This window comes from Ruminiclostridium hungatei (assembly GCF_002051585.1).
Classification (GTDB): domain Bacteria; phylum Bacillota; class Clostridia; order Acetivibrionales; family DSM-1351; genus Ruminiclostridium; species Ruminiclostridium hungatei.
Window position 1 is genome coordinate 1 of the sequence record NZ_MZGX01000001.1, and the last position, 22596, is coordinate 22596.

Here is a 22596-nt window from a genome sequence, read left to right on the forward strand (position 1 = left end):
GTATCCATTCCTCATGTCGGTGTATTCGGGGTCTTCCAATTGTTCCTGCTCCATCTGCTCATCCAGCTCACTTTCCAGCATATTCTGGATCGTTCCTCCAAGCAGATCCTTCAGGGCATTTTGAATATCTTCTGCACTTTGAATGTCATACTCTTGCAGAAGTTGTCTTATGATATTCTGCTTTCCTTCACTCATCCCAGGTGTTTTTCTCGGTCTTCCCATAATTTAAAAGCCTCCTGTGTTTTATTCTATCACAGAAGGCTTTTACAGAAAATTTCTCGCAGTCTCATACCTGGTTTTAAATGCTATTGCCTGTTGTCAAAGGCAGGGTTGAAAGCATAATAATTTTTTGAATCAAGATTTTCCTGGACAACCCCCAAAGTCTCTCCGAATCTCTGGAAGTGAACTATCTCTCTTTCACGCAGAAACTTGATGGGATCTTTAACATCCGGATCATCGGCCAATCTTAAAATATTATCATAGGTTGTTCTTGCTTTTTGTTCTGCAGCCAAATCTTCCATAAGATCGGTTATGGGATCACCCTTGGACTGGAAATAAGTAGCGGTAAAGGGTGTGCCTGATGCGGCTACCGGATATAATGCAAGCGTATGGTCAACAAAATATGTGTCAAAGCCGCTGCTTTTGATTTCTTCTATGGTTAAATCCTTCGTAAGCTGGTAAATTATTGCGGATATTATTTCCATATGAGCTAATTCTTCGGTGCCTATATCTGTCAACACACCTTTGGCTTCCTTATAGGGCATGGTGTATCTTTGACTAAGATAGCGGAGGGATGCTGCAAGCTCTCCATCAGGCCCGCCGGTTTTCAGTTTTTTCTAGTTAGTGGCACAATGAAGGCAAGAATTTATGACCGGGCAATATAAAATGGGCTTTATATTGCCAAGCCCATTTCCTTGCTGCGCTCTGAGTGAAATCAGAAGCTATAGTGGGTTGAATGCCGTGGGGCATTATTACGAAACGACTGACAATCACTTATGTCATGCATTCCGGTAATGTTATGCATGCAGTCCATACTGCGCATGCTGTACATGCCGTGCATTCCATCCATACCATCCATCTGCTCATAGAATATAGTCAATGGGTCATCTTTTTCACAGCAGAATAAGACCTCTTTGGGAAAAGAACTCAGCATTATAGAAACTCCTTTTATACAGATTTATATTATATACTATGTAGAGAGTTGAATGTAGTTACCTATAATATAAATTATGTAAACAAGGATAATGAAGGACATGCAAATCCAACAATATTTTGCAAGCCTTTAAAATTAATAGAAATATATTACTTTACATATTACGCAGGGTATACAGATATATTTCAGTAGAAAACAAAAGGAAAACATAATGAGTCCATAATAATGGGGGGGAATCAGAAAAGTTTTACTTGAAAAAGCATGCAAGCATGTAAAAAATGTCCTATATAATACCGTAATTTGGTAATTTACAAGGTCAAATCTATGCGTTATGATGTAAGCATACATGTGACTGGTGTATATATCAAACCCGCCGGGAGAAAATAACTCCGGCATGGCGGCACTGGATTATTTCACTTTATATACTCTCTTTCGATGCAGTAGCATATTCTGTTTTACAACCATCCACATATTTTTGAAAGATTATTTACCCGAAAACTGAACCGGGTACCGAAAGCTTTGGACAGGCTAAAGATAAAAAAGCTTAATTGATTCTACGTGAAACTTCCGCTCAACAGGACTGTTGTTTTCTGTGGAGTTATGGTATTTAATGCTTTGGCTGATAATTCAATAGGTTTATGTAAATATTTATTGTTTTGTTCACAAGCTTATGATATTTTTCGTTTGCATTTTTGCATGCTTAAAGTTCGGGCTTATACTTCAATATTTTAACAATAAAGCCATAATGTTACAATTATGAGCATTTAATTATATGTATGATTTTTATGCTTGTACATGGCCTTTATTAAATAAGTCTTGTTGGGGGAGGTGTATGCTGGTTGTGTGAGCAAAATAGCAGCGGGTAGCTTAATGGGAAGGGAGTTAAAGCGAAATTCACTAAATATTCAAGTAGTATGTAGGTAAGAGATTATGAAAATTTAAACATTTTAGGAGGAGTATTATGTTTAAGAAAAAATTATTTGGATTATTTTTGGCAGTTTCAATGAGTTTAACTAGCTTGTTTGCTTTGCCATCATACGCAGCTACCGATTACTGGCAGAATTGGACTGATGGTGGTGGAACAGTACGAGCTACCAATGGATCTGGCGGAAATTTCAGCGTTACCTGGCAAAACTGTGGAAACTTTGTTGTTGGTAAAGGTTGGGGTTCAGGAAATGCATCAAGAGTGTGTAACTACAATGCCGGCCAATTTGCACCATCCGGTAATGGATATTTGACTTTCTATGGATGGACTAGAAACGCTCTTATAGAATATTATATTGTTGACAGTTGGGGTACTTACAGACCTACAGGAACATATAAGGGTTCTGTATCCAGCGATGGCGGCACTTATGATATATACACAACTCAAAGAGTTAATGCGCCTTCTATTGACGGAACAAAGACTTTCACTCAGTACTGGAGTGTAAGACAGTCAAAGAGAGCAACAGGAAGCAATGTAGCAATTACATTCAGCAACCATGTTAATGCATGGAAAAGCAAGGGAATGAATCTTGGAAGCAGTTGGTCATACCAGGCATTGTGTGTTGAAGGTTACCAGAGCAGCGGAAGCGCTAACGTAACTGTTTGGTAATAAGCGCCTGCAGGCAGGAGTCTGACGGGGTAAGCCCGTGCAGGAATAGTTGATAAGTCTTTAATCATTAAATATTATAAGATTTGCCGTTTCATAGCAGGCAATCTTATGGAATTCACAAAAATCTTACCTACATACTACTTGAATATTGAATTCAGATAGGATAGGTCAACGAAAGAACGTATCATATCCTATCTGAATAGCAACAGTCTCAATGTATGAGGCCGTTTCCGTGAGGAAAACGGCCTTCAGCAATGCAGAGACGATTTTATGCCAATGCTGGCCTATTACTTTTTAAGAATAGAGGAGACATATAAATGAAAAAAATTTTAATTTTACTTATAATTGCAGCTATGCTTGCGGTCAGTGCCTGTTCTCAGGAAGAAAAGGCCGATGGTAACTTTATATTGGTCAAAGGCGGGGCTTTTGTAAACAAAAAGTCCAATCTATACGGACAAAAAGTAAAAGTATCTGATTTCTATATGGGCAAATATGAGGTGACTCAGAAAGAGTGGAGTGCGGTGATGGGAAATAACCCCTCTGAATTCAAGGGAGATAACCAGCCGGTTGAAATGGTAAGCTGGTATGATTGCATTGAATACTGCAATAAACGGAGCGCCAAGGAGGGGCTTGAACCCTACTACATAATCGACAAGGACAATAAAGATCCCAATAATGTTAATGAAAGTGATGAAATAAAATGGACCGTAACCTTCAACCCGGGAGCTGACGGCTATCGTCTCCCCACAGAGGCCGAATGGGAATACGCCGCCGGAGGAGGCCAGAAGAGCCGGAGCTATACATACAGCGGCGGTGACAAAGCTGACGAGGTTGCATGGTATTGGAGAAATTCCGGAGACAAATATTTAACAGGAGACTGGAGTTGGCCGAATATTGAAGGCAACAAAAATAAAACAAAAGCTGTAGGTGAAAAAAAGCCCAACGAATTAGGTTTGTATGATATGTCGGGCAATGTAAGGGAATGGTGCTGGGACTGGTATGGAGATGAATTAAACGGCAGCAGCGGAGCTGTCAGGGTTTGGAGGGGCGGCGGCTGGCTGGGGGACGATCAGGCTTGTGAGTCAATCTACCGCGGCAACTATGAAGCATACAGCAAGGGCTACGATCAGGGCTTTAGAGTGTGCCACAACTAGACTGTATATGGTTTTTATAATTATTAAGAATAAAGCAGAAGAATATAAATCAAATAATATAAATCAGATAATATAAATCACATAAAAGTGGTGCCGCCTACAGCTTGTATATGTAGACGGCACCACTTTTGTGTGCCGCCAAATCCAAAATAATTCTTATTGTAGTGCTAGTTTTTGACTATTGAAAAGCTGTCGACTTTTGTCATGGTATCTGTTCTGTAAGTATCAAATGACAGGTTGCTGCCATTTATACTTATATATGAGAAGGTAGGAACTTCAAGCTGTGATCTGACAGCAGCATAGCTTGCCGGAGTTGTGTTTATTCCGTAATATTTGCTTCCAGATGCGGAATTCAGTGTAAAGTAGACAGTACCTGAAGGATTTGACAGAGCTCCGTTTGAATCATATGTCTGGGACAATTGGGGTACGTTGCCTTTCATAACATGGGTCCTGGTGTAGGAATGGTCATGTCCTGTAATTACAATATCTACGCCGGAATTGTCGAATGTGGGATAAAGTGCATTTCTGAGATTTATTATTGAAGACTCTAAAGCGTGACTACCGGAACCGTAAATATCATGATGGAACATTACTATTTTCCACTTTACACCTGGGCTGGCTTCAACGGCTTTCTTTACAAAGGCCTGATGAGTGCTTCCACTGCTGTTGTTTGTATTGAGCACCATGAAAAGTGTATTGCCATAAGTGAAGTAATAATCTGCAGAACCTGGTGAAGTAATTCCATAGCTGCTTGAAAGGTTTGGAAGATTAAAATGATAACCGTAATTTGAAGCGCCGTTATCATGGTTGCCCAGAGCTGGTGCGACAGGGAGGCTGGTTAGCGCCGGCGGTGAAAAAAAGCCGTTGTATTGGGCTTCGCTGTTATTGGTATTGACCTCGTCTCCCACTGTCATAATAAAGGAGGCGTTGGAAAATCGGGCAGCGGATTTTGTTATGGTGTCATTCCAGCCTGAAGTATCCGCAGACAGACTGCCTGCCCCGATCTGAGGGTCCCCGAATGCAAGGAAACCAAACTGTGTACTGGAACCCACAGAATAGAAATAATTGGAACTCCAGTTTCCATTACCATCTCCAAGGCGGTATACATATTCTGAAGACGGATATAGAGAAGTGATGGTTGCTTTGTTGCTGTAATAGCCGGAGGCCGCAGTATTGGATTTGCAGTAGAAGGTACTTGCCGAATCAACGGGGAAATCGGAACCTGACATTGAGGCTTTTGGCGCAATTTGTACAAGGCTTGAAGTTTTTGATGCGGAGTACCAGGAAAGATTCAGTTCCGATATATCCTTCCCCGGAGTCAATGCGATGTTTTGTGCGTTATAAGCTGCTGCCCGGGCTGGTAGCAAGGTCAGCAAGATGACTAAAACTACCGTTAGTGAAGTAATACGATATAATTTGGCATTCTTTTTCATTAATCCATCCTCCTGTAATTAAATAGTAAAAATGTAAATATAAGAAAATTATAAGTATAATATAGTTTGTGTATATTATACTGCTATTAATTACATGTAAATTCATTGTAAGCTTGCAGAATTATAAATCACATTTTTTTTATGCCGCTCATATTATCTTTATATGAGGTGAAAATATGGCTAAAGAGGATGTATTGGGTGAAGCAGTTGAGATGCTCATAAGAAAGGTGCTGGAACAATCTGTGCAAAAAAGCGCTGGTGCCGTTAGTGTTTCTGGTAATTCTTTGAAAGGGGAAAAGGTCGATGGATTATCTTCCGCCACTGGTACAAGCAAATAATCTTGAAGAATACAGTGATGTAAGAGAAACTTTAAAGGAAACCAATCTGAACGTGGGCGGATATATCAGAATTTCAACAAAAAAGGATAGCCAGTTGACATCTGTTGAAAATCAAAAAAAATACATAGCTGAGTGGGCAGGTATAAATAAATATAAAATAGCCGACTTTTATATCGATGTTAAAACCGGGGCCTACAGCTACCTGAGAAATGAAATGTCCAGGCTGAAAAATGACATTTCCCAAGGCAGGATCAAAGGAGTTGTGTGCAAGGAGATTTCAAGAACTTCACGTGATATTATGGATATTATTGAATTAAAAAGAAGCCTTGCTGCGCAAGGGGCTTTTTTTATTTCAATTAAAGAGGGTTATGACAGCCGGACCGATGACGATGAATTTTTACTGGTAATCCATGCGGGCCTTGCACAAAAGGAAAGAAAGACAACCAGTTCCAGGGTTAAAATCACACAGATGATTAAGGCAAATGAAGGAAAAACCAATGTTTCAAAACCCGCTCTTGGCTATAAACTGTCACGGGATGGCCAGCATTTGGATGTAAACACCGACACGTCAGAGGTTTATAGCTTGATTGTAAATAAGTTTCTTGAGGGCTGGGGCAGACTGAAAATATGCAAGCTGCTGAATTCCATGGGAGTCAAAACAAGCCGGGGAGGTGATAATTGGACAACCAATGCGGTGATGAATATTCTGACCAATCCGGTATATCTGGGAATAAGCATGTATAATGTTACGTTAACCGTCAGAGATGGCGCGGGAAGGGCGAAAAGAATGGTAAGGCCCCGAGAACAGTGGATAGTACGCGAAAATACCCATCCGGCCCTAATATCCGTTGAAAAGTTTGAACGTATTCAGCAAATTATTCAGGGAAGAAGAGAAAAAGAAAAAAAGGAATGGAGCTGCACCAGAAAATATTTACTCTCAGGGTTGCTTTACTGTTCCTCCTGCGGAAACAAGCTGTTTGGAGGCAAAATACCAAAAAATAATGCCAGGAACAAAGCAAAGGCGGACAGGACGGATGAAGACTATTACTTTTATTATTTTGACAGGAAGATTGACGGTATGTGCAAAAACAAAATATCGCATTTCAGGATGGACAGGGTAGACAATATGATAATTAAGGCCATACAGGAATTATTTCTTAAAGATAATATGATAGATGAAATAGTCCTGCGTAAAAGGTATATTTATGATTTAAATCTTGAAAAAGAAAAAAGAGAATGTGAGATTTTAAAAGACAGGCTTGAAAACATAAATTCAGCAGTAAAAAAACAGCAGTTGGCTTTCGAAGCAGAGGCAATTACCCTGGAGGAGTATGGAAGCAGATTAAGTGAACTGAGGACGCAAAAATGCGGACTGAACAGCAGGCTTCGTGAGCTTGAGCGAAAACTTCAGACAGCGGACAGCAAAGAGGAGCCTTACCTTGAAATAAGGGAGAAAGTCAAGAGCCTTATTCATAATATTGGCAATATGGATTATGAATTCAAGGAAGAGCTGGTTAGAAAATTAATAAAAAGAATTACAATATGTGATGACTATAATTTGACATTTCAATATACCTTTGAGGAATAGGCTCAATATGTTGTTAGAATCAGCCAATAGCAGCCGGGACGTGTTGAAGGACAGGCTGTAACTGGAAAAACATGAAATCCGGTCCACCCAGTTGAGATATTATAACCTTTGCCAGTTTGGCATTTGGACGTGCTATTTTAACCGGATACTGCAATTTCTTTTCATAAACCCACATTTATCATCCCTCACTTCCTGTTTCCCACGGCCACGGATTGTCAATCCATTGCCATGAAGATAAGTCATTATCCATATGATCCATAGTAATGGGACCAAATCTTCTGGTGTATTCTGATACCGCCTGGTGCTTTAATTCCCTGTATTGTTTGAAATATGCCAGAGCCGTACGATCGTTGGGATGCGTATCGAGGAACAGGCCGACTTCTACAAGTGCAAATTCGTAGGCCTGTACAAGCATCAACATCTTGTCACGGTCAGACAGCTTAAGCATAGCGTTGGCATTTGAATCTGACAAATTGCTTAAATTACTGGAATTGTCCAAATTACTGTTCAAATTGCTGTTCAGATTACTGTTCATGTGACTTTTTACGTTGCCACTCAAATTATTATTCACAACCTTTTACCTCCTCCAAAGAAGGGTTTATCCAGGCTGGGGAATAATGTACCCCTATTGAGACCGCCGAGGACTTCATAGGGTGTTTCCCATTCCTGCTCAGGAACATATGCCATGCCAACAACCATATTGCTGCATTTTGATTTTCGCTCATACGAATCACTGTATTCACTATATAGATTGTCTATTTCCGTCATATATTTCTCCTTTCCTAATCGTTATATGCTTATATATTCAGGATATGAGTTTTAAATATGTGGGGTTACATAAAATTTGAGATATTTATATTATTCATAATTAAATTCTGAATTTATTTGTTTTACTGAAAAATATATTTATTGCTTTTCACATGTTATGATATAATTATTTACAAAAAGGGGGGAATCAATTGGAAGAAAAAGTATATGAACTTTTAAATCGGATGTATTCCGATTTGTCTGAAAAAATTGGAAGTTTGAATGGAAAGGTCGAAAACATCGAAGGTAAGATTGAAAATATCGATGGTAAGGTCGAAAACATCGAAGGTAAGATTGAAAATATCGATGGTAAGGTCGAAAACATCGAAGGTAAGATTGAAAATATCGATGGTAAGGTCGAAAACATCGAAGGCAAGATTGAAAACATCGAAGGCAAGATTGAAAATATCGATGGCAAGGTACAAAATATCGAAGGCAGACTTGATAGTATGGAAGGCAGGCTCGGGAACATTGAAACTGAGGTGGCCGACCTGAAAAAAGTTGTACTCCGGATTGAAACCGATCACGGCAATAAGCTAAATGCTCTGTTTGACGGATATAAACAACATTCCGACAGATTAGACCGTATCGAGGCTCAGGTTTCCAGACAGGAAGAGTTTATTATTAAACGTGTAAAGTAAGCCATTTAATTCTTTTTTGTTTCTATTAGAGGTATATTATGGTAGTATAAACATATTGATCCTATTTTCTGACAGTAAAAGCTGGTGGGAGACTATATTATGAACCATATGAAATCTCTTCTTATCTATACTATTTCTCATTTTTCCATTGATCTGGCATGCTTTTATTTTCTTGCAGGTACTTTTTCACACAGTATTGGATATTCCAGACTTGCAATCGGTTTTCTTTTATATAATACAGTTGCCTTTGGAACTCAAACGTTCATTGGATATGCTGCGGATAGGGCGTCTTTTGAACATTGGAAAATTGCAATATCAGGCTGTGTAATGACTGCCATCGGCCTGAGGTTATCTTTTGTTCCATGGCCGGCATTGCTTGTATGTGCAGCAGGAAATGCTCTCTTTCATGTTGGAGGAGGCATAAATTCACTTGTCTATTCAGACGGCAGGATGGCGCGAAGCGGTATATTTGTATCTTCAGGAGCTGTGGGAGTTGTGCTGGGAGTACTGGCAGCCGGAGCAAATATTCCCCCTTTTCTGTTAATAGCAATACTGTTGCTATGCGGTGCGCTGGTATACCTGTTCTGCCGGAAGGAAAAAGACTGCCGTATATCAGCCCATCCAAGCACTGATTGTTACCTGTCCTCAATTACAGGTAATATAAGGGCCGTGATATTTTTATGTCTTATTTCCATTGTCATACGCTCCTTCACCGGTATGAATCTATCCATAAGCTGGAAAACAAGTACTTTTCTGACGGTTTTACCGGGACTGTGCGCCTTCGGCGGCAAATTTGCCGGCGGGCTTCTAGCAGACAGATTTGGTGCCCGAACAGTGGGGACAATGTCTCTGATAATATCCATTCCCCTGCTGTGTTGCTTCAGCAGCAATGTACTCTTGTGCAGCGCAGGATTATTTATGTTTAATATTACCATGCCGTTAACATTATGGGGAGTGGCTTCCAGGCTTCCAAACCAGCCCGGGTTTGCATTCGGATTAACTACACTTGCTCTGTTGGCAGGCAGTGTTCCCATATTTTTTCATAGACTTGATGGGAAATACAGTATTTTCATTCTTGCAGTACTTATGACAATATCGGCATTTTGCGTATTTCTCAGTCTGGGACCCTATAAAAAGCTTGATGACAGGAGGAACTCTGAATTTCTTAAAGGTTAAAAAGAATTAATATAGTAAAGGTGGAGGATTGATTATGTTTGAAAAAATGATTATATGCCAGCAAAACAGGCTGCTTGATGTGGCAGGAGGGGGGCTTCTGCTGGCTTTGGCCGCAGGAATTCCTTTGCTGCTGGTTATACTTGTAATTGCTGCTGTTATTATAGCAGTGGTCCTGATAAACAAATCAGCCGGGAAGGATAACAAAAATGCAAAGGTACATTTGACGCAAAAGGATCATGAGGACAATAAAGACTCGCAAATCAAAAAGAAAACTGAAGCAGAACAATGATATACATTTATTTTATTCTGGCTTTAGTATTGTCAATGTCTGTAGAATGCTTTACCGCGTTTTTACTGTACAGGTCAAGAAAATTGGCATACTGCATTTTTTTATGCAATCTATTGACCAATCCTCCGCTGAATCTTATTACTCTGCTAGTCCAAAAGGCTTGCGGCCATCAATGGTATCCTGGCTCATTGATGGCCGGAGAACTGGCTGTGGTAATCATAGAAGGATTTGTAATTAAAAAGCTATATGCCTTTGATGTAAAAAAAGCGCTGGTGCTATCCTTCATACTGAATACAGCTTCCTTTATAACAGGCTTGCTGATTTTATACCTTATGAATCAGCACAACAGTTTCCTCTAAAATATTTATGAAGGACTGGCATCTTTTGGTAACAGGGTTCATAGATTAGAAAGGTACACTATTTTTGAGTTGTGAAAAACCCTGTTCTTTGTGACTCAAAACCAATAGGGGGTGCCTTGCTTGATAGATATACTATTTTCAGCAATCTCTGACGGTCTAAACAACTTATTCCTCATGCTAGGCTACGTTTCAAATGTTAATTCCTTTCCTCAGCCCTTGAATTCTGAGGAGGAACAGTACTACGTGGAGGCTTACAGAAACGGAAATGAGGAAGCAAGAAATATCTTAATCGAAAGAAACCTGAGACTTGTAGCACATATTGTAAAAAAATACGGTTCCTGCGGTAGTGACAGTGATGATCTTATCTCCATTGGCACTATCGGCCTGATTAAAGCTATATCCACATTCAATATGGACAAAGGAACAAGACTGGCTACTTATGCTGCCAGGTGTATAGAAAATGCTATTACTCCATAACGGAAACAGTGTATTTATTGTGAACCCGGCCGGATAAAAGCCTGTTGCCAAAAATAATAAATGAATTTGTACCTGCCATACCGGCATATATTTAACCAGCAGGTAGTCTTAAGGAGAGCTGTCGTATGAAGGCAAGGAATTATACCTTGTATACCCATTATCCCGATTCCACTGAAGAGGTCAATACGCTGAGGGGCTTGCTGGGCATGGAATACTTGAAACTGATAAAAAGTTTTTTGAAAAATCTGGATATAAGCAGCAGTCAGAAAAAAGAGATAGCAATATTGATTTATGCAAGGATAAAAAGCAAATAATACAACTCCTAAAAATACAATTCTAAAATATTATAATTCAATAATACAAATCAACACAAAAGATTGTAAAATCTGTAATAATCAGCGGGCTGCCCCAATATTACTAAAGTATGAGCTTAGTAATTTGGGGTTTTTATGAAGGTAGCCATTTATTCTCGCAAAAGCAGGTATACAGGTCAGGGTGAAAGTGTTGAAAATCAGATCAATATGTGCAAGGAACACGGGATAAAATATCTGGATTGCAAAGAGGAGGATTTTTTAATATACGAGGACGAGGGGTTCTCAGGAGGGAATACCGATAGGCCCAGATTTCAGCAGATGCTCAGGGATGCAGGAAATAAGAGATTTGAAACTATTATTTGCTACAGGCTGGACCGGGTCAGCAGAAACGTATCGGATTTTTCTCATTTGATTGACCGGCTGGAAAAGCTGGGGGTCAGTTTTGTCTCTGTAAAGGAGCAGTTTGATACCACAAAACCTATGGGCAGGGCTATGATGTATATAGCCTCTGTTTTTTCACAGCTTGAAAGGGAGACAATAGCTGAAAGAATCAGAGATAACATGCTGCAATTGTCTAAAACCGGAAGATGGCTCGGGGGTACGACTCCCACCGGCTTTGTTTCTGAAATGGTATGCAGCAGGGAGGCAGACGGACGGGTGTCAAGAAGCTATAAACTTGTGGTTGTGCCCGAAGAGGCCCACATAGTCCGTCTGATATTCAGCAAGTACCAGGACTTCAAATCCATCACCAGGGTGGAGAAATATCTGGCCCAGAACCGAATCAATACCAGGAACGGAGCCGTATTTGGGAGATTTTCCATCAGGTTCATTCTTTCTAATCCGGTATATGCCATAGCTGATAAAACGCTGTATGAATATCTCAGCACAAACAATTATGAGATTTATTCCCATAAAGAGGAGTTTAACGGTGTAAGTGGTCTTATGGGTTATAACAAAACCAGGCAGAACGGCAATACCTCTGAAAGATACAGAAAGAGCAGCGAATGGATACTGGCTGTGGGACAGCATGAGGGCATTGTACCCGGTGAGGTGTGGATTGAGGCTCAGGAGCTGCTTATGAGGAACAGATCAAAGGCCTACAGGAAAGTCAAGAGCAGCACCGCCCTGCTGTCTGGTGTTTTAAGGTGCGCAGCCTGCGGCAGCTTGATGAGGCCTAAAGCAAGTACAAGACTTACCTCAAATGGCCAGCCGGTATTTTATTATATATGCGAACTCAAGGAAAAAAGCCGTAAGGCTCAGTGCCATATGGCAAATGCCAATGGCAATATGGTGGATGGCCTGGCCATTGGTGAACTGGAGCATATAATTGAGAAATACCCTCCCATTATTGATGAAAGGTGTCTTGGAGAAATGAAAAGCTGGTTCGGCGGTGATACTGGAAAAGATGAACTGCATCTGATGGAAGAAAAGCTTTTCAACACCGATTTTGAAATAAAGAATCTCATAAGAGTTCTGGCAAAAAAGGAAAATCCGGATATTGAAAAGTCTATTCTGGAGCAGTTGGGAAATCTTAATCTGCAAAAACAGACGTACATTGACGCCATTGAAAACCTGCTCTTACAAAGAGCGGAGAACCAGGCATATGCCAAAGCTCCGGAAATGTATGTGGGAAGCCTGTTTCCTCCTGGGCACATAATATGGGAACAAATGGGGGTGGATGCAAAACGGTCCATACTGAAAAGTCTGATAAACCGCCTGGAATGGGATGGCAGCGGGCTTAAGCTGTATTTGAATACAAAAGGCTGAAAATGTTGTTTGTTTCCGCATTGAAGGCATAGCAAATGAGATTCTAATGCAAATCCGAGCATCTAAAAAAATACAGAACGAAGTTTCCCTGCAGGATCCCATCGGTATCGACAAGGAGGGCAACGAGATAACCTTGATAGACCTGATCAGCAATGACTCCGAATCGGTAGTGGATGAAGTCGAACTGAAAATGCAGGTAAAGCGGTTGTACAGCAAAATGAAGGGTACACTTAAAAACCGGGAGAAGGTTGTTCTGGAGTTGAGGTACGGTTTACTGAACGGAACGAGTAAAACCCAGCGTGAAATAGCTAAAATGCTTGGGATTTCAAGATCGTATGTGTCAAGGATTGAGAAAAAGGCAATAAAGAAGTTGAGCAAGGAACTTAAACCTGAGGGCTGCCATTGATGGCAGCCTTTTCAGATGGGAAATAAGCTTTAAACGGTTGAAAAGGTTGTAAAAATCCACTCTCTTTTCACTTAATTATAGATAAAAACATTATGACTATTAAGTACTGACTGCTTTCATCCCCGGGGAGAATGAGCTTCCCCAGGATGAAGTGAGTTTTTAAGGGGTGGATTACTCATGGAGAAAATGCTTGTAAATGAAAAAAACGAAACAGCTTCAAAAGGTGCCGGCAAGAACCGCCAGAATGCCGTAGCCGGACAAAAGCCAGGCAGCAATGCCCTACAGGTTAAAAAAATTGTAGACAGGCTCTTATCTGCTCCTGAGACTGTTTCAGGTGAAGATTTTTTATTGGTACAGGCCGCATTGGGATACGGCAAGGCTAAAAGTCTTCTGGAAGAAGGAAAGCAGAGGAAAAAGCAATTGAGACACAATGAGGGTATGACTGGTAATAACACCGGCCTTCCCGAAAAATTGAAGGAGGGAGTTGAAAGCCTGTCCGGGTTTGATTTGAGTGAGGTGAGGGTGACCTATAACTCGCCAAAACCCATGCAGGTGGGAGCTGCCGCATACACCAGGGGCATGGAAATCCATGTGTCTCCCGGACAGGAGCAGTCGTTGCCCCATGAAGCCTGGCATGTGGTGCAGCAGGCACAGGGAAGGGTCAAGCCTACAGCTCAAATGAACGGCATGGATATAAATAATGATCCGGGGTTGGAAGCAGAAGCAAGCAGCAAAGGGGAACAGGCGGAAAGACAGGAGAAAAGCACCGGCAGCAGCAAGCTCATAAAACCAAATATTGGTGCTTCAATACCGGTGCAGATGAACTGGAAATGTAAAAGCTGCGGTAGAAAGGTCAAGGATGAAAGCCTGTCTGTATGTCCATATTGCAAAGCTGTCCGGCAGCCTAAGATTACGGAACGGCCTGAATTTGAAAAGAAAAGAGTGGCAGAGGTAATGGGAAGCCTTCCGGATGACACCAAAATACACCTTACAATAGCAACTGAGCAACAAATTGCAGAAGGCGGACTTAAAGCCGGCAGCTATTGGTTCCAATTGGGGGAGGTTAAAAGTTACACCGTCAGGCATTTGCAGGAAGCAGGCATTAAAGCCCAGGCAATGGGCTATACAAAAACCGGTAGGCCAAACCTGGCTAAAGGCTTTATCTATGTACTCAGCAGTGAAATGAATATCCCGTCCTGCCCTGATGAAACAAATGGCTGCGGCAAGGAGTATAAATGCGACGGTGCTATAAATAATGTCAAGCACTATGTTCCGCTTGTATAAAAACTTAACAGCAACGGTTTCCATCCTGGTTGAATTATGGTAACATCTAGATAGTATTAATTTAACCTGTAGTGCTAATTTAAAATATGGCAACAATGGTAAAATGCTATTCACTCCCGGACAAGCTTCAAATAAATGCTTGTATATAACGCTTTTGGCGAAATTGTAATACCTTTCGGCATGCTTTTTTAGCCGTCGCAGCAACTCAGCCATCCAGGCCTCGGGTGCTGCTTAAATTGACATCCTGTCAATTTAACTGCCAAAGCAGCATGCTGAAAGCCTGCAATTTCAGCAAAAGCTTCTAATCATACGGCGCATTTCTTTAAAGTCGTCCTCACGTGAATTGCAAACTTGCCTCTTAATGACTTTATTAACTGGCACAACGGGTTAATTTAGATTAAAAAAATAGAGGATGAAAAAATGAAGCTTGGAGAGGTTTGCATAGAGACAAATGATGTAATAAAGCTGGCTGACTTTTACAGAGGGATTCTGAATATTTCATCTGAGTGCAGGGATGCGGTACATCAGTTCATAATAGCAGATGGGGTGTCATTAACCGTTTACAATAATGGATTCATAAAAAACAATCTGAACCAGAATATCAGCCTTGCATTTACAGTAGAGGACGTGGACAGGGAATATGAAAGGCTGCTGGAACTGGGGATACATATAATTGATGCCCCGAGGCTGCAGCCCTGGGGTGCAAAAAACATGCATTTTTGTGATCCTGACGGGAACCATATATACTTCAGAAGTCTTGTTAAATGATGTTTACATGGGATTTGAAACTTATAAAGGTAAGACGGTTCAACCAGTTTGTGAAGCTTCAATATGGCGTAAAGCAGTAATTATTACGGAATAAATCCATGGGACCATTGCCGTAAAGACCCCGGGAAGCCGGAAGCTTCCCAAATACTTTGGAATACTTAAGAATTATCAGCATATGGCAGGCTATTTATTTAAAACAGTTGCAGTGCAGGTTTTTATTGTTTGAGGATATTGGATTATAGTTTTAAAATAATGAAATGCATACTTAATATATACATCCATTGCAGTTTATTAACAGTATCATATGCAACTAAAGAATAAAGGCCGTGATATATTTGTTTTCAAAAAAAGAATTAGTACGACTTTTCTTTCCTGCATTTATTGAACAATTCCTTTCAACAGCCATAGGAGTAGTCAATACTATGATGGTTAGCGGGTTGGGGGCTTTTGCTGTTTCAGCGGTAGGCATCGTCGACTCCATTAATTTTGTTGCAATGAATCTTTTTCTTTCAGTTGCCACAGGAGCTACGGTTGTTATAGCCCAGCATCTTGGAGCAGGAGAAAGGAAAAAAGCATCAGACACCGCAGCACAGTCAATTGTATCCGTCTTCATACTTTCTGCCTTAACCGGATTGGGACTTTTTATTTTTGGAAAGCAGATTATCGGATTCATGTTCGGTGGGGCTGAGGCGGCTGTCAAGTCGGCTGCCTGGACATATATGGTATGTTCGGCCATATCATACCCCTTGTTGGGACTGTTCAACGTGTTTACCGGAATATTTCGTGCAAATAATAATTTTATTGCATCTATGATATCCATAGTCATGTCAAACCTTGTCAATCTTGCCGTAGGAGCTGTTTGCATATTCTGGCTTGACCTGGGGGTTTTAGGCGCCGGTATCGGACTGGTTTCCGCCAGGCTGATTGGTGCGGCAATATTGTTCTTTCATTTGATGAGAAGCCCGAAAATACATATAAAAACAGCATCCTTCAAAGTTTCTTCAGGAATAATGAAGCCGGTTTTGTACATCGGTGTTCCCGCGGGACTGGACAGCCTGGTATTCAACGGAGGAAAGCTGTTGGTACAGTCCATTGTGGCCTCACTTGGAACGGCAGCTCTGGCGGCAAACAGTATAGCCGGATCACTTAATTCCATTATCAATATTCCGGGTGGAGCTGTTTCCATAGTTGCAGTATCTATAATAGGTTACTATGCAGGGTCGGGAGATAAAGAGGAGCTCAGGAAGATGATAAACAAACTTACCCTGTATGCCATGGTGCTGCTGGGAGGTGTCTCGCTTATATTCCTGCCGTTTGCATCCCATATTCTCAAGCTTTATCAGCCTGCGGACCAGGTCTTGACCATGTCACTGCATATAACGTATCTGACTCTGGCCTGCATACCGGTATTCTGGCCGGCGGCCTTCATAATGCCTGCTTGTCTCAGGAGCACCGGAGATGTTGTGTATGTAACCACCGTGTCAATGTTGAGCATGTGGCTTGTGAGAGTATTTTTGGGATATGTGCTGGTAAGGTATACCGGACTGGGTATTATGGGAATATGGATAGCCTGGTGCTTTGACTGGGTAACCAGAGGAGTTCCGTTCTATATAAGGGTATTTCGCAGGAAATATGAGAAATATTTGCCTGCATCGGAGGAATCTTCAGCAGCGGGATAATACCCCGTTCATATACCCGCAGGTAAGGCAAAAAATAAAAATCCTGAAAATAAAATTAAATCATTGCTAAAAATATTTCTATATGGTATACTAGCAAACGAAAAAATACACACGCATTTCGATTTTGTTAAAGTGTCAGTAAGTGCTGACTTGACAGGGTGCGGAGGTATTAACTTTAACGGAGGTGTTTTTATATGGCAGTTATTTCAATGAAACAACTTTTGGAGGCAGGTGTTCACTTCGGTCACCAGACAAGAAGATGGAACCCAAAGATGGCTGAATACATTTTTACAGAACGTAATGGTATTTACATCATTGACCTTCAGAAAACAGTAAAGAAAGTAGACGACGCTTACTTCTTCATCAGAGAAGTGGCAATGAACGGGCAGGACGTGCTTTTCGTAGGAACAAAGAAGCAGGCTCAGGATTCCATTAAAGAAGAAGCTGACAGAAGCGGTCAGTTCTTTGTAAACAACAGATGGTTGGGTGGCATGCTCACCAACTTCAAAACTATTCGTAAGAGAATAGACAGATTGAACCAGTTAAATGCTATGGAAGCTGACGGAACTTTTGAAGTTCTTCCTAAGAAAGAAGTTATCAAGCTTAAGAAGGAAATGGAAGATCTGGAAAAGAACCTTGGCGGTATCAAGAACATGAAAAAAATTCCCGGCGCAATGTTCGTTGTTGACCCACGCAAGGAAAGAAATGCGATTCTTGAAGCGAAGAAGCTTGGTATTCCGGTTGTAGCCATAGTTGATACAAACTGTGATCCTGACGAGGTTGATTTTGTAATTCCCGGTAATGATGATGCTATAAGAGCTGTTAAGCTTATCGCTGCTAAAATTGCAGATGCCATTATCGAAGGACGCCAGGGCGAGCAGCTCGCACCTGAAGCTGCTGAAACAGTTGTGGTTGAAGAAGCAGTGGAAGTTGCTCAATAATAAACCATGAAAACCATATATTGCCGGATTTTGTTCATAGCACAATCCGGCAGTTAACTTAATATTTTACCATTACTAAAAAATTAATGACACGGCGATAAATAAAAATTTATCCCATTTACAGCTTGGGATAATTATTTGTCCATGTCGGAAATGGAGATAAAAATGATTACTGCAGAAATGGTAAGACAGCTCCGTGAAAGAACCGGAGCGGGAATGATGGACTGTAAAAAAGCTCTCACCGAGACAAATGGTGATGAGGAAAAGGCAGTTGAGTATTTAAGAGAAAAGGGAATAGCCAAGGCCGCCAGCAAAGCTGGAAGAATAGCTGCTGAAGGCTTGGTTGAAGCTTATATACATGGCGGCGGAAGAATCGGTGTTCTTGTAGAAGTAAATATTGAAACTGATTTCGCTGCAAAGAATGAAGAATTCAAGCAGTTGGTAAAGGACATTGCAATGCAGATAGCTGCCAGCAAGCCTGAATTTGTCAGAAGAGAAGAAGTTCCGGTTTCCTTATTGGAAAACGAAAAAGAGGTATTGAGAGCACAGGCCAGAAATGAAGGCAAGCCTGAAAAAATCATTGAAAAGATGGTTGAAGGCAGAATTGATAAATTCTACGGCGAAAAGTGCTTGATGGAGCAGGCTTTCATTAAAGATCCTGATATAACGGTAGATCAGCTCGTTAAGGAAAAGATAGCTCACATCGGTGAAAATATAACAGTTAGAAGATTTGTAAGATTTGAAAGAGGCGAAGGAATAGAAAAGAAGGAAGAAAACTTCGCTGATGAAGTATTGAAACAAATAGGCGGTTAATAATAAAGGGGGCTGTTGCAAAACAAAATATCTTATTTGTTTTGTAACAGCCTTCTTTGGGAACATATATTGTTGTATGTTCCTTTTATTAGGGCCTTTTCTCAGCAAATTCACAAGAACAGGGATATTTTTTTGAAATTGGTTATTGATGCGGTTGAATTACATACAGGTTAAATTATTTTAGTTGACGGAGGAAAACCATGTCTGAATTAAAATATAAGAGAATAATGTTGAAGATCAGTGGAGAAGCTTTATCAGGAGAAAAAGGCAGTGGAATCGATACTGATACTGTAAATGAAATATGTGACAGGATTCTTGAAGTACACAAACTGGGAGTTGAAATAGCAATCGTGGTAGGCGGAGGAAACTTCTGGAGAGGCAGAAGCGGAAAAGGCATGGATAGGACAACTGCGGACCACATGGGGATGCTGGCCACTGTCATAAACTCTTTGGGGCTTCAGGATGCTCTGGAATCCAGAGACATTCAGGTAAGGGTACAGACTGCCATTGAAATGAGGCAGATTGCTGAACCTTATGTGAGAAGAAAGGCTGTCAGACATCTGGAAAAGAAAAGAATTGTAATATTTGCCTGCGGCATGGGGAATCCATATTTCTCAACCGATACTGCCGCAGCTTTAAGGGCTGCTGAAATTGATGCCGAAGCAATACTTATGGCAAAGAATGTTGATGGCATCTATGATTCCGACCCGTCAAAAAATCCCGGTGCTATAAAATATGAAAGACTCAGCTATCAGGAGTATTTGAACAAAGGGCTGTGCGCCATAGATTTGACAGCGGCTTCTTTCTGCAAGGACAATGGGATTCCCACCCTTGTATTCGGCCTTAATGATCCTGATAATATTATAAGAGCCGTAAAGGGTGAAGAGATTGGTACCACAATATATTGAAATCCAATGTAATTAATTGTATTATATATAGTGAACAAATAAATATGCCGGGTGCATTGGCTGAATTTATTTGTTCCGCAAATATTTTTAAAATATTCTCAAGTAGTTGGCAACGAATTTTTTAGGAGGATTTTTATGGACAAAGAGCTTTATAGACCTATTGAAGAAAAAATGAAAAAAACCATAAATGTGTTTAGGGACACTCTTTCAGGCATTAGGGCCGGAAGAGCAAATCCCCAGATACTGGATAAAATTTCAATTGATTACTACGGTGCACCTACTCCCATTCAACAGGTTGCCACTGTGTCGGTACCGGAAGCAAGAGTTATTCTGATACAGCCATGGGAAGCCAAGCTCCTCAAAGATATAGAAAAGGAAATACAGAAATCTGATATGGGAATCAACCCTAACAATGACGGTAAGGTTATTCGTCTTGTTTTCCCTGCGCTCACTGAAGAAAGACGCAGAGATTTGACAAAAACAGTAAAAAAGGAAGGCGAAGATGCAAAGGTTGCCATCAGATCTATCAGAAGAGATTCCATAGAGCAGATGAAAGCCAAAAAAAAGAACAATGAAATAACTGAGGATGATTTAAAGGATGCTGAAAAGGATATTCAGAATCTTACAGATAAATTTATTGCAGAAATAGACCATATTATTGAGGCCAAGGACAAGGAAATCATGGAAGTATGAGCCGGCTGACAGGTTATACGCTGGGAGATGCTGTCCGGCAGGCGGAAAAGGATGGCTTTGAAATTGAAAAAATCACTGTCACTGCTCCGCCGAAAATGCAGAGCCAGGAATATGATGATACCTTCAGGGTGCTTCGTGTTACAGTCTCGGAAAATAAACTCAGCATATTAGTATGTAAACCCCTCTAATAGAGGGGTTATTTTAACAAATACGGTATTTGAAAAAAAGTTCTGGATTGGTTATTGCGGTTGAGATACATATTTGGTACGGTTTGTTTTATGCTTGGGTGCGGGCACAGTGGCAGGTAAGTATGCGGATGGAGGTCGATATGGGTCTTTGGACTAGAATTACCCGGTTGTTCAGGCGGCCGGAAATTGCAAAAGGGGATTTTTCAACGATTCCTGAGCACATAGCAATTATTCCCGACGGAAATGGAAGATGGGCAAAAAAAAGAGGCCTGCCCCGGAGTGTTGGTCACAGGGAAGGTTCTATGGCACTTAAAAAAGTAGTTATTTATTGCTCTGACATAGGGGTTAAGTATTTATCGGTATTTGCCTTTTCCACGGAAAATTGGAAAAGGCCCAAAAGTGAAGTGGATGCTCTTATGGACCTGCTGGTTGAATTTTTGAGAAACGCCGAGAAGGAACTTGACGGCAGCAATGTGCGCATAAAGGTAATAGGAGATACCCTGGGCCTTCCGGCAGAGTTGCAGCAGGAGATATTGAGGGTTGAGAAGCTGACCGGTGTTAATGACGGTCTGAATTTAATCATTTGTCTTAACTATGGAGGCAGGATTGAACTTTTAGATGCGGTTAAAAAAATAGCCCATAAGGTTAAAGAGGGAAAGCTGGAAGTTGAGGATATTGATGAGAAGCAATTGGAAAACTGCCTGTATACGGCAGGAATACCTGAACCGGACCTGCTTATCAGAACCAGCGGCGAACAGAGAATCAGCAACTATCTGCTCTGGCAGTGTGCCTATACAGAGTTTTGGTTTACACCCGAACTCTGGCCTGATGTAAATGGAAGCCATATTGCTGAAGCATTAAAAGCTTTTGAACTGAGAAACAGAAGGTTTGGCGGGATTAGTCAATAAATTTCCCATAAAATATTCCGTCCTTGAGAATTTGTTCAGGCGGGCAGGACACGGAGGTATGATGTTAAAAACAAGAGTTATCAGTGCATTGGTAGGTTTGGCTCTGCTTATAGCCGTATTGTATATGGGGTCTGTGGTATTGGGTGTAATTGTAAGTATCATAGCCGCAATCGGGCTGTATGAGTTTTATAATTCCGCAGCAAAGCTGAAGACTGTTCAGCCCATCAAAATTGTGGGTTATTTATCAATAATTCCCCTTTTGCTCCTGGGCCTGGAAGAGTTGGGCTGGTATAAGCTGGATTTAGGTGTGCTTACGGGAATTTCCGCTTGTATTATAATTTTTCTGAGTATGACTTTTATTGTATTTGGGCATAAGAAGTATAATATTGTAGATGCTTGCATTACAGCTTTTGGTATAGCTTATGTACCTTTCCTCATGAGTTTTTTGATTCTTATAAGAAACATGGACCACGGAATGCTGCTCATCTGGTTGATATTCATCGGCGCCTGGGGCACTGATACCATGGCTTATACCTGCGGCAGGCTGTTCGGGAAAAGAAAGATCATTCCTGAAATCAGTCCCAAGAAGACGGTAGCCGGAGCTGTTGGAGGTACTTTAGGCTGCGCATTGCTTATGCTCCTGTTCGGTTTTATAACTCAGACGTATTTTGATTTGAAGCTGTCCTATCCGGCACTTGTTTTGCTGGGCATTTTCTGCGGATTCATTTCACAGATAGGTGACTGGTCGGCGTCTGCGGTTAAAAGGTATGTCGATGTTAAAGATTATGGCAGCATCATGCCGGGCCACGGAGGGGTGCTGGACAGATTTGACAGCATACTGTTTGTAGCTCCGGTAGTCTATTATGTTTTGGTACTGTTTTTATAATACATGAAATCTGGCGGCTGGAACATATTTTA

Annotated in this window: 27 protein-coding genes and 2 pseudogenes; 22 read left to right on the forward strand and 7 right to left on the reverse strand. The window is 41.0% G+C overall.

Going from position 1 to position 22596, the window contains the following annotated elements:
- From CLHUN_RS00005 to CLHUN_RS00015, 3 genes and pseudogenes are all read right to left on the reverse strand, one after another.
- Nucleotides 1-222: pseudogene (locus tag CLHUN_RS00005) on the reverse strand (IS256 family transposase); the annotation flags it as partial.
- 83 nt (nucleotides 223-305) lie between these two features.
- Nucleotides 306-830, reverse strand: coding sequence for a manganese catalase family protein (locus CLHUN_RS00010; RefSeq protein ID WP_080062514.1), 525 nt, complete (start codon nucleotides 828-830; stop codon nucleotides 306-308).
- 104 nt (nucleotides 831-934) lie between these two features.
- Nucleotides 935-1153: a hypothetical protein gene (locus CLHUN_RS00015; RefSeq protein WP_080062515.1), complete on the reverse strand. Its 219-nt coding sequence runs from the start codon at nucleotides 1151-1153 to the stop codon at nucleotides 935-937.
- Between the two features lie 961 nt (nucleotides 1154-2114).
- On the opposite strand from CLHUN_RS00015, the gene CLHUN_RS00020 reads away from it, so the two are divergent.
- Both CLHUN_RS00020 and CLHUN_RS00025 read left to right on the forward strand, forming a co-directional pair.
- A complete protein-coding gene (locus CLHUN_RS00020) occupies nucleotides 2115-2747 on the forward strand; it encodes a glycoside hydrolase family 11 protein (protein WP_080062516.1) in 633 nt (210 codons plus the stop codon).
- A gap of 317 nt (nucleotides 2748-3064) precedes the next feature.
- Nucleotides 3065-3901: a formylglycine-generating enzyme family protein gene (locus CLHUN_RS00025; RefSeq protein ID WP_080062517.1), complete on the forward strand. Its 837-nt coding sequence runs from the start codon at nucleotides 3065-3067 to the stop codon at nucleotides 3899-3901.
- A 167-nt stretch (nucleotides 3902-4068) separates the two neighbouring features.
- Here the strand turns inward: CLHUN_RS00025 and CLHUN_RS00030 are convergent, their stop codons facing one another.
- Nucleotides 4069-5334, reverse strand: coding sequence for a purple acid phosphatase family protein (locus CLHUN_RS00030; RefSeq protein WP_080062518.1), 1266 nt, complete (start codon nucleotides 5332-5334; stop codon nucleotides 4069-4071).
- Between the two features lie 176 nt (nucleotides 5335-5510).
- Here CLHUN_RS00030 and CLHUN_RS21940 point away from each other — a divergent pair, with 176 nt between their 5' ends.
- Together CLHUN_RS21940 and CLHUN_RS00035 are read left to right on the forward strand one after the other, a co-directional pair.
- On the forward strand, nucleotides 5511-5672 hold the full coding sequence (locus CLHUN_RS21940; protein WP_165755601.1) for a hypothetical protein: 162 nt from the start codon (nucleotides 5511-5513) through the stop codon (nucleotides 5670-5672).
- Entirely contained in the window at nucleotides 5638-7260 is a 1623-nt protein-coding gene (locus CLHUN_RS00035) for a recombinase family protein (protein WP_080062519.1), read from the forward strand. The genes CLHUN_RS21940 and CLHUN_RS00035 overlap by 35 nt, the downstream gene beginning before the upstream one ends.
- A 76-nt stretch (nucleotides 7261-7336) precedes the next feature.
- On the opposite strand, the pseudogene CLHUN_RS22435 reads toward CLHUN_RS00035, so the two are convergent.
- The 3 genes and pseudogenes from CLHUN_RS22435 to CLHUN_RS00050 all read right to left on the reverse strand — a co-directional run.
- Nucleotides 7337-7435: pseudogene (locus tag CLHUN_RS22435) on the reverse strand (manganese catalase family protein); the annotation flags it as partial.
- 3 nt (nucleotides 7436-7438) lie between these two features.
- The gene (locus CLHUN_RS00045) at nucleotides 7439-7831 is read right to left on the reverse strand and encodes a spore coat protein CotJB (protein ID WP_242656395.1); all 393 of its coding nucleotides are present in this window, start codon (nucleotides 7829-7831) and stop codon (nucleotides 7439-7441) included.
- Nucleotides 7828-8028 carry a spore coat associated protein CotJA gene (locus CLHUN_RS00050; RefSeq protein ID WP_242656396.1) on the reverse strand — a complete coding sequence of 67 codons (201 nt, stop codon included), beginning with the start codon at nucleotides 8026-8028 and terminating at the stop codon, nucleotides 7828-7830. Before CLHUN_RS00050 ends, CLHUN_RS00045 begins: the two co-directional genes overlap by 4 nt.
- Nucleotides 8029-8219: 191 nt before the next feature.
- On the opposite strand from CLHUN_RS00050, the gene CLHUN_RS00055 reads away from it, so the two are divergent.
- The 18 genes from CLHUN_RS00055 to CLHUN_RS00140 all read left to right on the forward strand — a co-directional run bounded on the left by CLHUN_RS00055 (nucleotide 8220) and on the right by CLHUN_RS00140 (nucleotide 22564).
- Nucleotides 8220-8708: a DUF1664 domain-containing protein gene (locus CLHUN_RS00055; RefSeq protein WP_080062521.1), complete on the forward strand. Its 489-nt coding sequence runs from the start codon at nucleotides 8220-8222 to the stop codon at nucleotides 8706-8708.
- 99 nt (nucleotides 8709-8807) lie between these two features.
- Entirely contained in the window at nucleotides 8808-9884 is a 1077-nt protein-coding gene (locus CLHUN_RS00060; protein ID WP_080062522.1) for an MFS transporter, read from the forward strand.
- Nucleotides 9885-9918: 34 nt separating this feature from the next.
- Nucleotides 9919-10173 carry a hypothetical protein gene (locus CLHUN_RS00065; RefSeq protein WP_080062523.1) on the forward strand — a complete coding sequence of 85 codons (255 nt, stop codon included), beginning with the start codon at nucleotides 9919-9921 and terminating at the stop codon, nucleotides 10171-10173.
- Nucleotides 10170-10532 (forward strand): hypothetical protein, encoded by a 363-nt coding sequence (locus CLHUN_RS00070; protein ID WP_080062524.1) that lies wholly within the window; start codon nucleotides 10170-10172, stop codon nucleotides 10530-10532. Before CLHUN_RS00065 ends, CLHUN_RS00070 begins: the two co-directional genes overlap by 4 nt.
- A gap of 120 nt (nucleotides 10533-10652) precedes the next feature.
- Complete coding sequence (locus CLHUN_RS00075; protein ID WP_080062525.1) at nucleotides 10653-11009, forward strand: sigma-70 family RNA polymerase sigma factor; 357 nt, start codon at nucleotides 10653-10655, stop codon at nucleotides 11007-11009.
- Nucleotides 11010-11134: 125 nt separating this feature from the next.
- Nucleotides 11135-11323, forward strand: coding sequence for a hypothetical protein (locus tag CLHUN_RS00080; RefSeq protein ID WP_080062526.1), 189 nt, complete (start codon nucleotides 11135-11137; stop codon nucleotides 11321-11323).
- A 135-nt stretch (nucleotides 11324-11458) separates the two neighbouring features.
- Nucleotides 11459-13090 carry a recombinase family protein gene (locus CLHUN_RS00085; protein ID WP_080062527.1) on the forward strand — a complete coding sequence of 544 codons (1632 nt, stop codon included), beginning with the start codon at nucleotides 11459-11461 and terminating at the stop codon, nucleotides 13088-13090.
- Nucleotides 13091-13118: 28 nt separating this feature from the next.
- Nucleotides 13119-13496 carry a sigma-70 family RNA polymerase sigma factor gene (locus tag CLHUN_RS00090; RefSeq protein WP_479692012.1) on the forward strand — a complete coding sequence of 126 codons (378 nt, stop codon included), beginning with the start codon at nucleotides 13119-13121 and terminating at the stop codon, nucleotides 13494-13496.
- 177 nt (nucleotides 13497-13673) lie between these two features.
- Nucleotides 13674-14780: an eCIS core domain-containing protein gene (locus tag CLHUN_RS00095; protein WP_080062529.1), complete on the forward strand. Its 1107-nt coding sequence runs from the start codon at nucleotides 13674-13676 to the stop codon at nucleotides 14778-14780.
- Nucleotides 14781-15200: 420 nt separating this feature from the next.
- Nucleotides 15201-15548, forward strand: a complete 348-nt coding sequence (locus tag CLHUN_RS00100) for a VOC family protein (RefSeq protein WP_080062530.1) — start codon at nucleotides 15201-15203, stop codon at nucleotides 15546-15548.
- Between the two features lie 422 nt (nucleotides 15549-15970).
- Nucleotides 15971-17227 (forward strand): MATE family efflux transporter, encoded by a 1257-nt coding sequence (locus CLHUN_RS00105; protein WP_242656397.1) that lies wholly within the window; start codon nucleotides 15971-15973, stop codon nucleotides 17225-17227.
- Between the two features lie 194 nt (nucleotides 17228-17421).
- Nucleotides 17422-18168 carry a 30S ribosomal protein S2 gene (gene rpsB, locus CLHUN_RS00110; protein WP_080062531.1) on the forward strand — a complete coding sequence of 249 codons (747 nt, stop codon included), beginning with the start codon at nucleotides 17422-17424 and terminating at the stop codon, nucleotides 18166-18168.
- Between the two features lie 165 nt (nucleotides 18169-18333).
- A complete protein-coding gene (gene tsf, locus CLHUN_RS00115; RefSeq protein WP_080062532.1) occupies nucleotides 18334-18981 on the forward strand; it encodes a translation elongation factor Ts in 648 nt (215 codons plus the stop codon).
- Nucleotides 18982-19181: 200 nt separating this feature from the next.
- Complete coding sequence (gene pyrH, locus CLHUN_RS00120) at nucleotides 19182-19889, forward strand: UMP kinase (RefSeq protein WP_080062533.1); 708 nt, start codon at nucleotides 19182-19184, stop codon at nucleotides 19887-19889.
- 135 nt (nucleotides 19890-20024) lie between these two features.
- Complete coding sequence (gene frr / locus CLHUN_RS00125; protein WP_080062534.1) at nucleotides 20025-20582, forward strand: ribosome recycling factor; 558 nt, start codon at nucleotides 20025-20027, stop codon at nucleotides 20580-20582.
- A complete protein-coding gene (locus tag CLHUN_RS00130) occupies nucleotides 20579-20770 on the forward strand; it encodes a hypothetical protein (RefSeq protein WP_080062535.1) in 192 nt (63 codons plus the stop codon). Before frr ends, CLHUN_RS00130 begins: the two co-directional genes overlap by 4 nt.
- Nucleotides 20771-20910: 140 nt before the next feature.
- Complete coding sequence (locus CLHUN_RS00135) at nucleotides 20911-21678, forward strand: isoprenyl transferase (protein WP_080062536.1); 768 nt, start codon at nucleotides 20911-20913, stop codon at nucleotides 21676-21678.
- Nucleotides 21679-21736: 58 nt separating this feature from the next.
- Complete coding sequence (locus tag CLHUN_RS00140; RefSeq protein WP_242656398.1) at nucleotides 21737-22564, forward strand: phosphatidate cytidylyltransferase; 828 nt, start codon at nucleotides 21737-21739, stop codon at nucleotides 22562-22564.
- Nucleotides 22565-22596: the final 32 nt, after the last annotated feature.

Excerpts from the sequence above, each read along its gene's own strand:
- CLHUN_RS00015 (WP_080062515.1), bottom strand. The coding sequence starts at position 1,153 with ATGCTGAGTTCTTTTCCCAAAGAGGTCTTATTCTGCTGTGAAAAAGAT.
- CLHUN_RS00020 (WP_080062516.1), top strand. The coding sequence starts at position 2,115 with ATGTTTAAGAAAAAATTATTTGGATTATTTTTGGCAGTTTCAATGAGT.
- CLHUN_RS00025 (WP_080062517.1), top strand. The coding sequence starts at position 3,065 with ATGAAAAAAATTTTAATTTTACTTATAATTGCAGCTATGCTTGCGGTC.
- CLHUN_RS00030 (WP_080062518.1), bottom strand. The coding sequence starts at position 5,334 with ATGAAAAAGAATGCCAAATTATATCGTATTACTTCACTAACGGTAGTT.
- CLHUN_RS21940 (WP_165755601.1), top strand. The coding sequence starts at position 5,511 with ATGGCTAAAGAGGATGTATTGGGTGAAGCAGTTGAGATGCTCATAAGA.
- CLHUN_RS00035 (WP_080062519.1), top strand. The coding sequence starts at position 5,638 with ATGGATTATCTTCCGCCACTGGTACAAGCAAATAATCTTGAAGAATAC.
- CLHUN_RS00050 (WP_242656396.1), bottom strand. The coding sequence starts at position 8,028 with ATGACGGAAATAGACAATCTATATAGTGAATACAGTGATTCGTATGAG.
- CLHUN_RS00060 (WP_080062522.1), top strand. The coding sequence starts at position 8,808 with ATGAACCATATGAAATCTCTTCTTATCTATACTATTTCTCATTTTTCC.
- CLHUN_RS00065 (WP_080062523.1), top strand. The coding sequence starts at position 9,919 with ATGTTTGAAAAAATGATTATATGCCAGCAAAACAGGCTGCTTGATGTG.
- CLHUN_RS00070 (WP_080062524.1), top strand. The coding sequence starts at position 10,170 with ATGATATACATTTATTTTATTCTGGCTTTAGTATTGTCAATGTCTGTA.
- CLHUN_RS00080 (WP_080062526.1), top strand. The coding sequence starts at position 11,135 with ATGAAGGCAAGGAATTATACCTTGTATACCCATTATCCCGATTCCACT.
- CLHUN_RS00085 (WP_080062527.1), top strand. The coding sequence starts at position 11,459 with ATGAAGGTAGCCATTTATTCTCGCAAAAGCAGGTATACAGGTCAGGGT.
- CLHUN_RS00095 (WP_080062529.1), top strand. The coding sequence starts at position 13,674 with ATGGAGAAAATGCTTGTAAATGAAAAAAACGAAACAGCTTCAAAAGGT.
- CLHUN_RS00100 (WP_080062530.1), top strand. The coding sequence starts at position 15,201 with ATGAAGCTTGGAGAGGTTTGCATAGAGACAAATGATGTAATAAAGCTG.
- CLHUN_RS00105 (WP_242656397.1), top strand. The coding sequence starts at position 15,971 with ATGATGGTTAGCGGGTTGGGGGCTTTTGCTGTTTCAGCGGTAGGCATC.
- rpsB (WP_080062531.1), top strand. The coding sequence starts at position 17,422 with ATGGCAGTTATTTCAATGAAACAACTTTTGGAGGCAGGTGTTCACTTC.
- tsf (WP_080062532.1), top strand. The coding sequence starts at position 18,334 with ATGATTACTGCAGAAATGGTAAGACAGCTCCGTGAAAGAACCGGAGCG.
- pyrH (WP_080062533.1), top strand. The coding sequence starts at position 19,182 with ATGTCTGAATTAAAATATAAGAGAATAATGTTGAAGATCAGTGGAGAA.
- frr (WP_080062534.1), top strand. The coding sequence starts at position 20,025 with ATGGACAAAGAGCTTTATAGACCTATTGAAGAAAAAATGAAAAAAACC.
- CLHUN_RS00130 (WP_080062535.1), top strand. The coding sequence starts at position 20,579 with ATGAGCCGGCTGACAGGTTATACGCTGGGAGATGCTGTCCGGCAGGCG.
- CLHUN_RS00135 (WP_080062536.1), top strand. The coding sequence starts at position 20,911 with ATGGGTCTTTGGACTAGAATTACCCGGTTGTTCAGGCGGCCGGAAATT.
- CLHUN_RS00140 (WP_242656398.1), top strand. The coding sequence starts at position 21,737 with ATGATGTTAAAAACAAGAGTTATCAGTGCATTGGTAGGTTTGGCTCTG.